The organism is Mesorhizobium erdmanii USDA 3471, assembly GCF_000472705.1.
In the GTDB taxonomy this organism is placed as follows: Bacteria; Pseudomonadota; Alphaproteobacteria; order Rhizobiales; family Rhizobiaceae; genus Mesorhizobium; species Mesorhizobium erdmanii.
This window is the reverse complement of record NZ_AXAE01000012.1, coordinates 218,442-233,834: the sequence shown is the minus strand read 5'-3', so window position 1 is coordinate 233,834 and position 15,393 is coordinate 218,442. Positions and strand designations below refer to the sequence as shown.

Here is a 15,393-nt window from a genome sequence, read left to right as displayed (position 1 = left end):
AACTGCCAATCTCCCCCCAAGTGGGGGAGATGTCCGGCAGGACAGAGGGGGGCGCCGTAGAGCACCGATAGTTTCCGAATCGAGAGCAACACCTTTTGACGACAAGCGCTCAACAGCAAAGCCCTCTCCTCGACGCCACCGGTGTCGCCAAGAATTACGGCGCTGTCGCCGCCCTGCGCAACGCGTCGCTCTCCGTGCTGCCGGGCGAAGTGCATGCGTTGATGGGCGCCAATGGCGCCGGCAAGTCGACGCTGGTGAAGATCCTGACCGGTGCTATCCAGGCCAATGCCGGGCGCATCCTGATCCGGGGCGAGGCCCGCGACATACGCTCGCCCGCCGCCGGCCGCCGCGCTGGCCTTTTGCCCGTCTACCAGGAACCGTCGCTGATCCCCGATCTCGACGTTCTGTCCAATCTCAGGCTGACCGGCACGCCGGTGGAGCCGTTCCGCGCCTGGGTACGTGAACTCGGCATAGCCGACCTCGATTTGCGCGACACCGCGCGCGACATTCCGCTGGCCGTGCTGCGCGTGCTCGACCTGGCCCGCGCGCTGGCCGTCGAGCCCGACGTGCTGCTGCTCGACGAGATGACGGCGGCACTGCCGGCCAACCTCGCCGAAAAGGTTCTCGAAGTGGTGCGCCGCCAGGGCGATGCCGGCCGCGCCGTGATCTTCATCTCCCACCGTTTCGTCGAAATCTCCGCACTGTGCGACCGCGCCACCGTGCTGCGCGACGGCGAGACCGTCGGCGTCGTCGACATCGTGCCGGGCGTCGAGGAAAAGATAGTCGAGCTGATGCTCGGCACCCGCATCGTCAAGACCCATGTCGCCGCCCGCAGTGCTGCCGAGAAGGCGGTATCAGCCCCTGCCCGGCCACGCATCGCCGTGAAAGACCTGCGCGTCGGCACCAAGCTCAACGACGTCTCCTTCGATCTCAGGGATGGCGAGGTGGCCGGCGTCGTCGCGCTGGAGGGCCAGGGCCAGGACGAATTGTTCGCCGCCCTTGCCGGCTCGATCCGGCCCTCCGGCGGCACGATCGAGGTCGATGGCAATCAGGCGAAATTCGCCCATCCGATCGACGCCATCCGGGCTGGCATCGCGTATGTGCCGGGCGACCGTTCCGAGGCGCTCGCCATGCAACGCTCGGTGCGCGAGAACATTGCCCTGCCCTTCAGCGCCGCGCTGCGCAATTGGGGCCCGATCAACATGCGCAAGGAGCGCGACACGGTGCTTGGCGCCATCAAGCGCCTGCAGATCGACACCCGCGCGCAAGGCGAGGTGCAGCGGCTGTCCGGCGGCAACCAGCAGAAGGTGACGATCGCCCGCTGGATCGCCGCCGATGCCCGCACCATCCTGTGCTTCGACCCGACGCGCGGCATCGATGTCGGCACCAAGCAGGAGATCTACAAGCTGTTGCGCGAGCTTGCCGGCCACGGCAAGTCGGTGCTGTTCTACACCTCGGAGCTGGAAGAGGTGCAGCGCGTCTGCGACCGCGTCATCGTCATCTTCGGCGGCCGCCTGGTCGATATCTTCCCGGTCGAGGAGGCGGACGAGCCGGCGCTGATGCGCGCCGCTTACGGCCTGCCGCGCGGCGCCAAGGCTGATGTCGGCATACTGGCCGCTCCCAATGCTTCCGAGCCGGGAGCCACGCCATGAGCCATTTCCTGCGTCGCCAGGGCTGGGTTGTCGGCCTGTTCGCCCTGCTCATCGTGCTGTTCATCGCCACCAGGATCATCCAGCCCGGCTATGGCAGCGGCGACTTCGGCTCCTTGGCGCGGGCGGTGCTGCCCTACGCCTTTGCGGTGGCCGCGCAGACGGTCGTCGTCATTGCCGGCGGCATCGACCTGTCGGTCGCCGCCATGATGGCGCTGACCAGCGTCACCGCCGCCTCGATGATGGCAGGCGCCTCCGAAGAATACGCGCTGTTCGTCGTGCCCTTCGTGCTCGCCATGGGTTTTGTCCTTGGCGCGCTGAACGGCCTTTTGATCGTTGTCACCCGCGTGCCCGACATTGTCGTGACGCTGGCCATGCTGTTCGTGCTGCAGGGCGCCGCCCTGCTGGTGCTCGACGCACCGGGCGGCGGTGCGGCCGAATGGCTGAAGGCGCTGATATCAGGCACGGTGCCCATACCGGGCCTGCCCGACGCCGTCGACGCCTGGCTGCCGAAAGCGCTGCTGGTGCTGATCGTCTGCCTCTGCGTCATCTGGATACCGCTCAGGCGCTCGCGCCTCGGCCTCTCCATCTACGCCATCGGCTCGAGCGAGTTGGCGGCGTTCCGCTCAGGAGTGCCGGTCAAGCGCACCCGCATCATCGCCTATGCACTGTCGGGCCTGTTCGCTGCCTTCGGCGGCCTGGCGCTGACCATGAGCACCGGCATCGGCGCCCCTATTCCTGGCCCCTATCTCCTGGCCAGCGTCGCCGCCGTGGTGCTGGGCGGCGTCGCGCTCGGCGGCGGCAAGGGCGGCTTGCTTGGGCCCATCGTCGCCGTCTTCGTGCTGCGCCTGGTGCGCACCGATCTCACGCTGCTCGCCATCGACCCCAACGTCACCGCCATCATCGAAGGCCTGATCATGGTCGCCGTGGTGATGTTCGGCGCGTTCATCACGATGCGGGGGCGGCAATGAGCGAAAGTAGCACCCTACGGCGCCCCCCTCTGTCCTGCCGGACATCTCCCCCACTAGGGGGGAGATTGGATGTCATCGCGGCCTTCGCCAACCTCCAAAGACGCAAGAAGAGCGCCGGCGCCAAAGCTGCTGATCTCCCCCCTGGTGGGGGAGATGGCCGGCAGGCCAGAGGGGGGCGCCGTAGAGCGCTATCCTCGCAGAACACCCAGCGAGCCACCCCATGAGCACATCAGCGATCACCCCCGTCCCCTTCGGCCGCCGGATAAAGCGCTTCATGGCCGACCGGCCGCTCGTTCCGCTGATCATCCTGCTGGTCATCCTGGTGGTGATCCTGCAGATCCTGCGCCCCGGCATCGTCAACGAGCGCTGGATCGCCAACACCATCAAATTCGCCATTCCGCTGGCGATCCTCGCCGGCTGCCAGACCATGACCATGCTGACCGGCGGCATCGATCTCTCCGTCGGCACGGTGGCGACGATGAGCGCCTTCATCATGGCGACGCAGATCGTCAACCAGGACCCGGCTATCGCCTTCCTGCTGGCGATGATGCCGGCGGTGCTGATCGGCCTCGTCAACGGCATCGGCGTCGGCGTCTTCCGCGTCCACCCGCTGATCATGACGCTGGGCACCAGCCTGATCGGCACCGGCTGTCTGCAGGTCTACCAGCGAACGGTGATCGCATCGGGCGCGAAAATCCCCGACTTCCTCGCCTGGCTCGGTACCGGCGTCACCCCCATAGTCGGCTTTGCCTTCCCCAACGCCCTGCTTTTGTTCGTGCCGCTGGCGGCGCTGATCGTCTTCACGCTCGCCCGTACCGGCTTCGGCCGCCTGCTCTACGCCGTCGGCGACAATGAGCGCGCGACGCGCCTGTCGGGCGTCCAGTACTGGCAGGTCATCACGGCGCTCTACGTCACCTCGAGCGTTCTCGCCGGCATCACCGGCCTGCTCTATATCGGCCTGATCAAGGCCCCGTCGCTGTCGCTCGCCGAACCGCTGGTGCTGCCCTCGGTCGCCGCCGCCGTGATCGGCGGCACCTCCATCTTCGGCGGCCGCGGCGGCTACACCGGCACCATCATCGGCGCGCTGATCCTGACCGTGCTGACGACGCTCTTGACCATCCTGCAGATGCCGGAGGGAGCACGGCGGATATTGTTCGGGCTGATCGTGCTGTTCGTGACGGCGGCGTATCTGCGGATTGTCGAGGAGCGGTGAGAGTTCAGAAAACCGGCTGGATCCGCTGTCACTGGCGGTCGTCGGTTAGAGCAATTCCAGGAAAAGTGTGTGACGGTTTTCCGTCCGGAATTGCGTAAAAACAAAGCGTTAGAGCGGTTCGGCGATTCCATCAAACGCTGAACCGCTCTAGACTACCCCGAAGACGGAGGGGGACGCATGTCGGGGCAGTTCACAATCGGTGTCATCGGCTACGTCTTGGCGGTAAACTTGCTGGCGTACGCCGCCATGGCATTCGACAAGTCCAGGGCCAGGAACAGTCTGCAACGCATTCCCGAGTCGACGCTTCTGACCCTGGCCATGATCGGCGGCAGCATCGGAACTGTGGTCGCGCAGCAAACGATCCGACACAAGACGCGCAAGGAGCCGTTCCGCTCCACGCTCGTTGGCATCGTCCTGCTCCAACTCCTCGCCCTGATCGCGCTCATAGTCGGATTGCTCACGACGGGATCGCCTGAAGCGCTCTGGCAATTCCTTGCATCATGAGATGACGGCGGCTTATCCGCGGATTGTCGAGGAGCGGAGGGACCTGCCGCTCCTCGCATTTGCCGTTCGACGCGACGCGCTTCAGCCTTCTCGCGTGCCGCGATACATTTCCAAGGCGCGGTCCCTGGCCATGGCATGGTCCACGATCGGTGACGGATAGTCCTTTCCGATGGAAAGCCCGCAATCCCTCAGCACGGCTGCCGGCGCTTCGAAAGGGCGATGGATGTAGCGGTCAGGCAGCTTGGCCAGTTCCGGAACATAGGCCCTGATGTAGCTGCCTTGCGGATCGAACTTTTCGCCCTGCAGCACGGGATTGAAGATGCGGAAATAGGGCGCGGCGTCGGCGCCCGATCCGGCCACCCATTGCCAGCTCGCCGGGTTGCTGGCGGCGTCCGCGTCCACCAGCGTATCCCAGAACCAGTCCTCGCCGGTGCGCCAGTCGATCAGCAGGTCCTTGACCAGGAAGGATGCCGCGATCATGCGCACGCGGTTGTGCATCCAGCCGGTATGCCACAACTCACGCATGCCGGCATCGACGATCGGATAGCCTGTCAGTCCGCGCTGCCAGGCCCTCAGCGCGGCGGGCGCCTCTTGCCATTCGAAGGCTTCGAACGACGGCCGGAAATTCTCCTTGTGCAGTCGCGGCCGGTTGAACAGCAGATGATAGGAGAATTCGCGCCAGCCAAGTTCCTTGCGGAAGGTCTCGGCGTCCTTGCCGCGCCTGCGCCGCAGCGCCGCCATGATCTGGAAAGGCGTGATCTCGCCATGCGCCAGATGCGGCGACAGGCCCGACGTGCCTTCGATGCCGGGCAGGTCACGGTTCTCGGCGTAGTTGTCGAGGCCATCCTCGGCAAACCGCGCCAGCCTTTCCCGCGCGCCCTGTTCGCCAGGCTGCCAGCGTTGCGCCAGGCCGGCCGACCAGTCCGGATGCCTCGGCAGAAACTCGAACGCGTCGAGCCTGTCGGAGGCAAGCTTGCCCTTCCATCCCGCCAGCGAGGCCGGCGCATCGATCGGATCGCGCGCATCTTCCTCGGCCAGCCTTTTGTAGAAGGGCGTGAACACCTTGTAGAAATCGCCGGATTGCGTGGCGATGCGCGACGGCTCGTGCAGCAGGAACCCGTCATGGCTCTTCGCCTCCAGCCCTTGCTCGCGCAGGCTGGATTTCAGCGCCTTGTCGGCATCCATGCCGGCTGGAGAGTAACGGCGGTTCCAGAACACGGCGCCCGCCCTCGTCTCCTTCACCGCCTCGGCCACGATCTTCTCAGTCGCTCCCCGCCGCAGGAAAAGCTGGCCGCCAAGCGTCTCCAGCGACCGCTCCAGCGCCTCCAGCGAATGATGCAGCCACCAACGGCTGGCTCCCCCCAACGGACGCGCGTCCTTGCCGTTCTCGTCCAAAATGAAAAGCGGCACGACCGGCCTGCCCGTGGCGCCCGCCGCCGCCAGCGCCCCATTGTCCGCAACGCGCAGATCGTCCCGGAACAAAACGATTATCGGGCCTGCTTGATCTCGCTCCAAATCCCCTCCTTCCGGATCAGACAAAACAAATGGCAACCAGCGATACTAGGCAGCACTGGGACGGCCACCGCCTTGAAAACACGCCGGCGCCGTCGATGCCCCGCATCATCTAGAGCGCCGACCTGTCCGTGACCAGCGCGATTGCGGGGCGAGTGAGGGTTGCGGAGAGCGCTGTGGAGTGACGGGGATAAGGCGGTGGTCAATGGGACTTCCCTCTTCGGCGGCCGCGGCGGCTATGCCGGCGCTATCATCGGGGCGCAGAGTTGAATGGCCGTGTTGGGGCCGTTTCCAGACCGTCCGGTTTCGGTAGTAAGTTGCGAGACGCTGCCGTCTTCAGCCGACCCATTGCGGCCATTCGAGGCACTGCGGCAGGTTCCTGAAAGTTGACGTTCGCTTCATCTCGCTGACAGTTGGGGCTTTAGTGGACCATGTTCGCCATTCGAGCTTATGGCGTGTGGCTCAACAACTCGACTGCGCTCCGTGAAGGCGACGAACTCACATGAGTTTCGCGGCGAGGAATTCGATGAAGCGTTGGGTTTTGGCTGGAATGAGGCGGGTTTCAGTGACCGCATAGATGCTGACAGGCGTGCCCTGCCATTCGGGCAGGATGTGGCGAAGGCGGCCCGATGCCAAATCTTCTGCGGCAATTTTCTCAGGCAATAAGGCTATGCCGCTGTGATTGACCGCCAGGGTGCGGATCATGCCCATGCTGTTGAGCGTGAAGTGGCCCCGGACGCTGACATCCGCCCTTATGTCCCGCCTGTGCAAAGTCCATGTCGGTACGCGCAGGATGCAAATGCATTCGTGCTCGGCCAGTTCTGCCGGCGTCATTGGCTCGCCTCGCGCTTCGATATAGGAATCCGAGGCATAAAGGTGGCGCGAATGCCGCCCGATCAGGCGTGCGATCAGGCTGGAATCTTCCAGGTTGCCCATGCGGATCGCCACATCGAACGGCTCGGTGACCAGGTCAACACGCCGAGGCGTCAGGTCGAACTCGAATGTGATGCCAGGATAATGCCGGGCGAAATCAACGATGATCGGCGTGAGGTAGAGCGTCGCGAAATCGACCGGCAGTGAAACCCGCAGCACGCCCGTCGGCTGCTCCAGCATTTCTCCGAGCTGCTCATGCGCAAGCCGGGCCTCGTCAACGATGCGCTTGCTGCGCTCATAATAGATTTGGCCGGCCTCGGTGAGCTCGATCTTGCGCGTCGTGCGATGCAGCAATCGCAGGCCGATTGCCTTTTCCAAGCCGCTGATGCGGCGGGACAGCGTCGAGTTCGGCATATCTAGAACCTCTGCCGCCTTGCGGAAGCTTTTGGCCCTGGCGACCTCCACGAACAGCGCCATGTCATTGAGGTGGCTCACGATTGCTCCATTTATGGAAATATGATTTCGACTTTGCCAGATTTATCCTGAATTTGGAATGGTCGATAAGGAGCTCCAACGAATGGAGACTTCTCATGGACCAACTTTTCACCTCAGCATCTATCGGCCCCTACACCCTTCCCAACCGCCTGGTCATGGCCCCCATGACCCGCAGCCGCGCCGCTTTCGATGGCACGCCCGGCGAATTGGCAGCCGAGTACTATGCCCAGCGCGCGGGCCTTGGCCTGATCGTCACCGAGGGGACCCAGCCTTCTGGAGATGGCCAGGGCTATCTCAGCACCCCCGGCATTCACACCCCGGCTCATGTCGCCGGCTGGCAGAAGGTCACCACCGCCGTGCACGACAAGGGCGGCCGCATCTTTATCCAGCTCATGCACACCGGCCGCATGTCACATCCCGACAATACGCCGCATCATCGCCAGGCCCTTGCGCCCTCCGCCATCAAGCCGGGCACCGGCATGTTCACGCCCACCGGCATGCAGGACATTCCCACCCCGCGCGCACTCACCATCCCCGAAGTGCAGCAGACCATAGCCGATTTCCGCAACGCAGCCCGCCTCGCGATCGAAGCCGGCGCCGATGGGGTCGAAATCCACGGTGCCAACGCCTACCTCATCCAGCAGTTCTTCGCGCCAAGCGCCAATAGCCGCACCGACGCCTATGGCGGCTCCATCCACAATCGCGCCCGCTTCGCCATCGAGGTCGCCACTGCGATTGCCCAGGAGATTGGCGCCGATCGCACTGGGATGCGCCTGTCTCCGGGCATCAGCATGTGGGGCATCGACGAAGGCGTGGACGGCCCCGAAATGTACCGTTTCCTCGTGGCAGAGCTGAACAAGCTGGGTCTGGCCTATCTGCATCTCATGGACCAGGGCGACCAGGCCTTGCTGGCCGACATCCGCAAACTTTGGTCGGGCACCTTGATCCTCAACCGCCCCGGCCGGGCGCGGGAACAGATCGGCGCCGACGTCGCCTCCGGCGTCGCCGATCTTGAGGCCTATGGCCAGATGGTTCTTGCCAATCCGGACCTCGTGGAACGCCTCAAGTCCAATGCCGCGCTGAATGCGGCCGTGCAAGCCACCTATTACGGCGGCACCGCACTTGGCTACACTGACTATCCCACGCTCGACGCCTGATCCCAGCAGTCCAATTGAAAGCCCCCGGCGCGGGAGCTTTCAGGACCCATGGCCCATAGCAAGGAAAAATCTCATGACCCTCGAACACCCTCAGCCGCTTGGCCCTGGCCGCGCTCTCCGACTGCAAGCCTATGGCGGCACCGATAGCTTGAAAGTAGACACGGTCCCTGCCCCCGAACCCGGCCCGGACCAGGTCCTGGTCCTGGTCAAGGCCGCCGGCGTCAACGGCATGGATTGGAAAGTCCGCGAAGGCTATCTGCGCGAACGGTTCAACCTGACCTTGCCTGCCACAATCGGCATCGAAATGTCGGGCGTGGTGCTCAAGCTCGGCGCCAATGTCAAGGGCCTGAGCGTGGGCGACAGGGTCATGGCCGCGCTCGGTGGCCTGGGCGCCTATGCCGACCATCTGGTGATCAACGCCGAAAAGCTCGTCAAGACACCGGCGACCCTGTCCGACATCGACGCCGCAGCCGTGCCGGTGGCAGCGATGACGGCATGGCAGGTGCTCCAGGTCCCCGAATTCGATCTGCGCGGCAAACGGGTGCTCATCCACGGCGCGGCCGGCGGGGTCGGCAGCTTCGCCGTTCAATTCGCCAAGACAGCCGGCGCGACCGTCTATGCCACCGCCTCGACCAGGAGCGTGGCCCATGTACAATCCCTCGGCGCCGACGAGGTGATCGATTACCAACAGCAGAGCTTCGAGCTGATATTGAGCGACATCGATTTCGTCGTCGATCTGGCGGGTGGCGCGCTGGTGGACAAGTCCTGGGCGATCCTGTCGCCCAATGGTATCCTGGTGAGCATCGCCACAACCGACGTGGTTGCCCGCACGCCGCAAGGCCGCCGCGGCGTCTGGTTCTCGGTCAAGCCCGACGCGGCTGGGCTCGCCACCATTGCCCAACAAATCGCCGATGGCTCGCTGCGATCAATAATTGGCGAGGTCGTTTCCTTCGAGGATCTGCCTCAGGCCATAGAGCGCAACCGCACCGGTCACGCCCCCGGAAAGACGGTGGCAGACTTCACCCGCTGATTTTTGGCTGCTGTCACAAGGCGCGGCTGAAGCGTGTATGATCGGCAGAAGACTTGCAGCGGCTTCACAGGCAAAGGCAGGGCAGATGACGAGCAAGAATGAACAGGCCAAAGAAATCGTCGAGCGGTTATCACCCTGGGCAAACGTCACGACAAAACCGCTGTTCGGCGCCGTCGCTTTCTATCGAGGGGAGCACGTCTTCGCCATGCTGTGGCAGGGCGCCGTTTATTTCAAGGTAGACGAAACCACGCGGACAGACTTCGACGCCGCCGGCTCGCACGCCTTGGAATATCAAAGCCGAGGCAAACCCCAAGCCCTCAAGTCCTACATGGAGGCACCCGCAGATGTTCTGGAGGATGACGAGACACTTAGTCAGTGGGCCGAAAAGGCGTATCGGGCCGCGATAAAAAGTCGTCGCTGACGGCGATCTCAACCGATTGGATCAGCAAGCTCTCTGAACTCTGGACCTGGAAAGGTCTGAGTTTTTCGAAGAATCGCCTGCCAGTCCTGCCAATTCGAAAGTCCGACCTGCTGCCCCCGCCACGTCTTGACGAAAATCGGTGCGCCTGACACGAAGGCAAATGGGGCATTCGCGCCATGGACGACGAGCAGGCGGTGGGCAAGCTGTGAAGCACTTTTTTCGATTGCTTGCGGCTGTGGTCATGGCGTCCGGCGTGGCCGGATGCACCAGCGTCTCCTACTACGCGCAGTCGCTGGAGGGCCATGTGCGGATCATGGCCGCGCGGAAAAGTGTCGGAAAGCTCATCCACGATCCCTCGACGCCGAAGGCATTGCGCACGAAGTTGACGTCGGCGAGCGCCATACGTCGCTTTGCCACCGATGAGCTGGCACTCCCCGATAACAGCAGCTACCGCAGCTATGTCGACATCGGTCGAGACAACGTGACCTTTGCCGTTTTTGCCGCGCCGCAATTCTCGCTCACGCCGATAACATGGTGCTTTCCGGTCTTCGGCTGCGTTCCGTACCGGGGTTACTTCTCCCGGAAATCCGCGGCTGAAAGTGCTGCCGAATTGCAGCAACAAGGCCTGGACGTCTACATCTCGGGCGTCACCGCCTATTCCACGCTGGGCTGGTTCAGCGACCCGCTGCTCAGCACCATGCTGCGTCAGGACGACACCTATCTCGCAAGCCTCATCTTCCATGAACTGGCGCATCAGAAAATCTATGTGAACGGCGACTCCGCGTTCAACGAAGCTTTCGCGGTCTCTGTCGAAACAAGCGGCGTGAGGAAATGGCTGCGCGAAGCCGGCGATCGCGCCGGTTTGCGACGCTATGAAGCCAATCGCAAACGCAGTGCCGACTTTCTCGGGCTGATAGCGAAAACGCGCGACGAGCTGAGGCAGATCTATGGGAGTCCTCGCGCCTCGCAGCAGATGGCTGCCGCCAAAACAGCCGCGATCGACAGGCTGCGAGTGCGCTACCGGCAAATGCGCGACAGGCGCTGGGCCGGATATCGCGGGTACGACGCCTGGTTCAACAGCCCCATCAACAACGCAAAGCTCGCCGCGACTTCCGTCTACGGCGAACAGGTTCCGGCGTTCCTTCGCCTCTATGACTTGTGCTCGGGCGACTATCCGAGATTCTATGCTTCCGTACGGCGGATTGCGGCATTGTCCCAGCCTTCCCGCGCGGAGGCACTGAGGAACGCGACGACGTGTAATTGACGTTGACCAGCACGGCGGCCTCGCCGTCCTGACCAATGCCGGTTCTGGCCGACAGGCGCAGGAGCGGGGCCTGCCTCAACGTCCGCTCGTCATCGCCCCGATCCCCTCCAGCAACGCCCCCTGCTCGCCCACCCAGAACCAGTGGTCTTCCCCTTCCACCTCGACGAACCGTGCCCCCGGTATCCTTCCCGCCAGATAACGCCCAGCCTCGACCCGCACGGCGCGGTCGCGGGTGCGGTGCATCACCAGCGTCGGCGCCCTCACTTTCGACAGCAGCGGGCGCACGTCGGTGTCGCGCAGCGCCTGCAGCAGGCCGGCGACCGCGCCGGGGCTGGAGGCCGCCCTGAGCAGGCCGGCCCACCAGGCGCGCGCCTGGCGGTCCTGGGCGACGCTCGGCGCGAAGGTTTCGATTTCCGCCGGGCCGCCCCAGCCGGCAAGCAGGCGCTGCTGCCAGAGGTCGTATTGCGCCGCTGTCAGCGCGGAGGGATAGTCGGGCGCGTGGCTGCCCTTGGCCAGCGAGCCCCACAGCACGAGGCCGCTCAACCGGTCGGGGTGGTCGACGGCGAAGCGGATGCAGCCCGGACCGCCCTCCGAGGCGCCGACGAGCACGGCCTTGCGACTGCCGGCGGCATCCATCACCGCCAGTATGTCGCGCGCGGTCGCCTCGACGGTGGGGCGGGCGCCGACGCGGTCGGACAGGCCCATGCCGCGCCGGTCGAACAGGATCAGCCGGCCGAGCCGTGACACCGCGCTCAACCAGGCACGGCAGCTCCGGTCTTCCCAGATGCGCTCGACATGCGAGATGAAGCCGGGAACGAGCACGATGTCGGCGGGGCCGCCGCCTATGGTCTGGTAGGCGATATGGATGCCGTCCACCTGGATATAACGGGTCCTCGGCACCTCGGCGCCCGGCGCACGCAGCAGGGCCAGCGTTGCGGGGTCCGGCGCCACGCCGAGTTCGTCGCGCAGCAGCCGGGTGCAGGTCTCGCCCTGCCGTTCGGCCGCCGCCCGGTCGCCCGCCGCCAGATGGGCGCGGATCAGGTGGCGGTGCGCGCTTTCGCTCAAGGGGTCGAGGGCCGCAAGCCGCGTCGCGTGGACGACGGCGCCGCGCGCATCGCCGCCGGTTATCCTGGCCTCCACCAGCCGCTCCAGCGCCTGCACCAGCCGGCTGCGCAAGGCCTCGCGGCGGAAGAACACCCATTCCTCGAACTCTGGACAGTCCGGCAGCGAGAAGCCGGCGAGATAGTCGCCTCTGTAGTGGTCGGCCGCCGCGTCGAGATTACCGGCGTCGCAGGCCTGCTCGAAGGCGCTTGCGTCGGCCTCGACGGCGAGCCCCGGCCGCAGGTTGAGCGATGCCGCGCCGGCGGCGATGATCTCCGTGCCGAAGGCATTGCGGATCTTGTACAGCGTGCGCCGCAGGCGGGCGCGCGCGGCCTCCGTGTCGGCCTCGGGCCACAGCAGCGTGGCGGCGACGTCGCGTGCCACCGGTCCGCCGGCTTCGGCCAGGGTGATCACGAGCGCGGCCGCCTTGCGCAAGGCGAGCTCTATCGGCCGCCCGTTCAGCCGGAACTCCGGAAAGCCGAGAAGTCGCAGTTGCAAGCGATCCATCGATCCGCACGCGGCCGGGCCAAGGGTTTCGAGAGGACGTTGAGGGGACGCCGGCCTTCTATCCATCCCCGCGAAGTCGGGCCAATCGGGCCCGATCAACTCCCTTGGAGCGAGAAATGTCACCGGTCAATACATCAAGCCATAGCACACTTGCCGGCGGCGGTGCCCTTGCCGTCATCACCGGACATGGAGGCTGAACCATGTGCCAGACCTGCCTTTCCTGGTATGGGCGCTGCGTTGCCCCTTATTTCGTCCATGCCGGCTGCTCGGCCGGCGCCTTTTCGCGGATGCGCGGGCGCGTCATCCCGCGCGCGCAAGGCGTCGTCGTCGAGGTCGGCTTCGGCTCGGGCCTCAACCTTCCCTATTACGACGCCGCCAGGGTCGAGCGGCTGATCGGCATCGATCCCGACGGCACCATGCTCGGCCTCGCCGCCCCGAAGAGCCGAGCCGCGCCATTCCCGGTCGAATGCATCCGCGCCGGCGGCGAAAGCCTGCCCTTGGCCGATGGCTTCGCCGACACGGTGGTCGTCACCTATGCCTTCTGCACCATACCGGACCCCGAGATGGCGCTGGCCGAAATCCGCCGCATCCTGAAACCGACGGGCCGGCTGATCTTCATCGAGCACGGCCAGGCCGAGGGACGGAGGGCCCGGCTGTGGCAGGAACGCCTGAACCGGCTGTGGGGATCGCTCGCCGGCGGTTGCCACCTCAACCGCGAACCGCTGCGCCTGATCGGCGGGGCGGGCTTCCGCCTCATCGACGTGCAGCACGGGCGGTTCCCCCTGCCCCTCTGGCAGTTGGGCAGCCACCACGCCGGCATCGCGGCGGCAGGGTGACCGGTCTCACCAGAAGCCGATGAACGACCTCGGCGTGCCCATGATACGCACCCGGGCGGCATTGCCGCCAAGCTGCCTCAGCGATCCATCGCCGGTCGAACGCGTCATCGCTCCCTCACAGCGCCAGGCTCCCCTGCTCGACCTCCTCGGCGTTGGGGTCGCCGGGCGCCGTGGCCCAGGCAAGTTCGACCAGCGTCACGGTGCGCTTTCCCGTGCCGTCGAGCTGGCAGACGATGAGGCCCTGCTCCTCGATATAGGTCAAGAGGCGGCGGGCGCGGCGCAGCGAGTGGGAGCCATAGGCGCGCGCGATCGCGGCGTCGCTCGGGCACGGCCAGCCCTCCTTCGCCGCCCGGGCGATCATCATGAACACGCCCTGCATGTCGTCGGGCAGCAGTGAGGCGCGGACGGAAACGTCCCGCCAGGCGTCATCCTGCGTCGTCTCGGAGCCGAGGCCGGCGCGGGCGCGCGTCAGCATGCGGCGGAACCCCGGCAAGTCGGGCACCACCGAGGCCAGGCCCTCGATGCGGCAGCGCACCACGAATTCCTGGTAGAGCACGCCGATGACCCGAAAACCCGCATCGGGCTGCGCCAGGATGGCGCGCAGCACACGGTCGACCCGCTCGCGCCGCTCGGCCAGATCCTCGGCGCTGATTTCTGGTTCCGCCGGTTCGGGGCGGATTTCCAGCGCCGCCGACTTCGCCGCCATCAACTGGTCGAGCAGGTCCGGTGACGCCACCCGGCGCGGCGCGCGCACCGTTTCGGGCGGCGGAGCCGCCAGGATGATGGCGCGCGCGTCCTCCAGGGCCGCCTGCGGCATCGCCATCAGCCGCGGCGTGCCGTTGCGCGGGCTGGTGTCGGTCGGGCCGATGCGCAGGCCCAGCGGCCGGCGCGACAGCGCCGGACCCAGCGCCATGAACTGCCCGCGCTCCAGGTCGCGAAACGCTTCCGCCTGCCGACGCTCCATGCCAAGCAGATCGGCGGCGCGCGCCATGTCGATGTCGAGGAAGGTGCGGCCCATGAGGAAATTGGAAGCCTCCGCCGCGACATTCTTGGCCAGCTTGGCCAGCCGCTGCGTGGCGATGATGCCGGCAAGACCGCGCTTGCGGCCACGGCACATCAGGTTGGTCATGGCGCCGAGCGAAAGTTTTCGCGCTTCGTCGGATACCTCGCCGGCCACCGCCGGCGCGAACAGCTGCGCTTCGTCCACCACCACCAGCATTGGATACCAATGGTCGCGAGCGACCTCGAACAGCCCGCCGAGGAAGGCGGCGGCGCGCCGCATCTGGTTCTCGGCATCGAGCCCTTCGAGGTTGAGCACGGTCGAGACGCGGTGGATGCGTGCCCGTTCGCCGGCCGCCTGCAGGCCGCGCTCGGTATGCTCCTCGGCATCGATCACCAGATGGCCGTAGCGCTCGCCGAGCGAGACGAAATCGCCTTCGGGATCGACGATCGTCTGCTGCACCCAGGGTGCGCTCTGTTCCAGCAGCCGGCGCAACAGATGCGACTTGCCGGAGCCCGAATTGCCCTGCACCAGAAGGCGGGTCGCCAGCAGTTCCTCGAGATCGAGGTTCGCTGGGGCGCCCGCCGAGGTTTGGCCCATCTCGATCGCTACGGTCATGTCTCGACTCAAAAAGGTCTCCTGCGCGGCATGGGGCTTACCAACCCGGGCGCCGCCCGTCGAGCGCCGATGGCCTGATGCGCCGTGTTGCGCACAGATGTCGCCGACAAGGAGACGCGCCGCCGGCTTTGGCCCTGCTGGAGTGGTCGCCTTAATCTGGCCTGTGGATAGTAACCACTTGTTCACCATGGGCCGGCGTTCCGATTGAAGGCGCCCTGGATCCGCTTAGCCTGACCCTTGCA

The 15,393-nt window shown here is 65.6% G+C and carries 13 protein-coding genes; 9 read left to right on the top strand and 4 right to left on the bottom strand.

The window, feature by feature from the left end; genetic code table 11:
- Nucleotides 1-95 precede the first annotated feature (95 nt).
- The 4 genes from A3AU_RS0108490 to A3AU_RS01000000135140 all read left to right on the top strand — a co-directional run bounded on the left by A3AU_RS0108490 (nt 96) and on the right by A3AU_RS01000000135140 (nt 4,337).
- Nucleotides 96-1,652: a sugar ABC transporter ATP-binding protein gene (locus A3AU_RS0108490; protein ID WP_027052415.1), complete on the top strand. Its 1,557-nt coding sequence runs from the start codon at nt 96-98 to the stop codon at nt 1,650-1,652.
- Nucleotides 1,649-2,620 (top strand): ABC transporter permease, encoded by a 972-nt coding sequence (locus tag A3AU_RS0108485; protein WP_027052414.1) that lies wholly within the window; start codon nt 1,649-1,651, stop codon nt 2,618-2,620. Before A3AU_RS0108490 ends, A3AU_RS0108485 begins: the two co-directional genes overlap by 4 nt.
- A gap of 220 nt (nt 2,621-2,840) precedes the next feature.
- Nucleotides 2,841-3,833, top strand: a complete 993-nt coding sequence (locus A3AU_RS0108480; protein WP_027052413.1) for an ABC transporter permease — start codon at nt 2,841-2,843, stop codon at nt 3,831-3,833.
- Between the two features lie 177 nt (nt 3,834-4,010).
- Nucleotides 4,011-4,337 (top strand): DUF1294 domain-containing protein, encoded by a 327-nt coding sequence (locus A3AU_RS01000000135140; protein WP_051355316.1) that lies wholly within the window; start codon nt 4,011-4,013, stop codon nt 4,335-4,337.
- Between the two features lie 81 nt (nt 4,338-4,418).
- Here A3AU_RS01000000135140 and A3AU_RS0108470 read toward each other — a convergent pair whose 3' ends face one another.
- Complete coding sequence (locus A3AU_RS0108470) at nt 4,419-5,852, bottom strand: cryptochrome/photolyase family protein (protein ID WP_027052412.1); 1,434 nt, start codon at nt 5,850-5,852, stop codon at nt 4,419-4,421.
- Nucleotides 5,853-6,347: 495 nt separating this feature from the next.
- Nucleotides 6,348-7,217 (bottom strand): LysR family transcriptional regulator, encoded by an 870-nt coding sequence (locus tag A3AU_RS0108465; protein ID WP_027052411.1) that lies wholly within the window; start codon nt 7,215-7,217, stop codon nt 6,348-6,350.
- Nucleotides 7,218-7,312: 95 nt separating this feature from the next.
- On the opposite strand from A3AU_RS0108465, the gene A3AU_RS0108460 reads away from it, so the two are divergent.
- The 4 genes from A3AU_RS0108460 to A3AU_RS0108445 all read left to right on the top strand — a co-directional run bounded on the left by A3AU_RS0108460 (nt 7,313) and on the right by A3AU_RS0108445 (nt 11,089).
- Nucleotides 7,313-8,374 (top strand): alkene reductase, encoded by a 1,062-nt coding sequence (locus A3AU_RS0108460; protein ID WP_027052410.1) that lies wholly within the window; start codon nt 7,313-7,315, stop codon nt 8,372-8,374.
- Between the two features lie 73 nt (nt 8,375-8,447).
- Complete coding sequence (locus tag A3AU_RS0108455) at nt 8,448-9,404, top strand: NADP-dependent oxidoreductase (protein ID WP_051355315.1); 957 nt, start codon at nt 8,448-8,450, stop codon at nt 9,402-9,404.
- Between the two features lie 85 nt (nt 9,405-9,489).
- Nucleotides 9,490-9,825, top strand: a complete 336-nt coding sequence (locus A3AU_RS0108450; RefSeq protein ID WP_027052408.1) for a TfoX/Sxy family protein — start codon at nt 9,490-9,492, stop codon at nt 9,823-9,825.
- Nucleotides 9,826-10,066: 241 nt separating this feature from the next.
- A complete protein-coding gene (locus A3AU_RS0108445) occupies nt 10,067-11,089 on the top strand; it encodes an aminopeptidase (protein WP_051355314.1) in 1,023 nt (340 codons plus the stop codon).
- Between the two features lie 75 nt (nt 11,090-11,164).
- Here A3AU_RS0108445 and A3AU_RS0108440 read toward each other — a convergent pair whose 3' ends face one another.
- Nucleotides 11,165-12,697, bottom strand: a complete 1,533-nt coding sequence (locus A3AU_RS0108440; protein WP_027052406.1) for a bifunctional AfsR/SARP family transcriptional regulator/alpha/beta hydrolase — start codon at nt 12,695-12,697, stop codon at nt 11,165-11,167.
- Nucleotides 12,698-12,897: 200 nt separating this feature from the next.
- Between A3AU_RS0108440 and A3AU_RS0108435 the strand changes: the two genes are divergently transcribed.
- The gene (locus A3AU_RS0108435) at nt 12,898-13,533 is read left to right on the top strand and encodes a class I SAM-dependent methyltransferase (protein WP_027052405.1); all 636 of its coding nucleotides are present in this window, start codon (nt 12,898-12,900) and stop codon (nt 13,531-13,533) included.
- A gap of 115 nt (nt 13,534-13,648) precedes the next feature.
- On the opposite strand, the gene A3AU_RS0108425 is transcribed toward A3AU_RS0108435, so the two are convergent.
- Nucleotides 13,649-15,151, bottom strand: a complete 1,503-nt coding sequence (locus A3AU_RS0108425; RefSeq protein ID WP_027052404.1) for a helicase HerA domain-containing protein — start codon at nt 15,149-15,151, stop codon at nt 13,649-13,651.
- Nucleotides 15,152-15,393 lie beyond the last annotated feature (242 nt).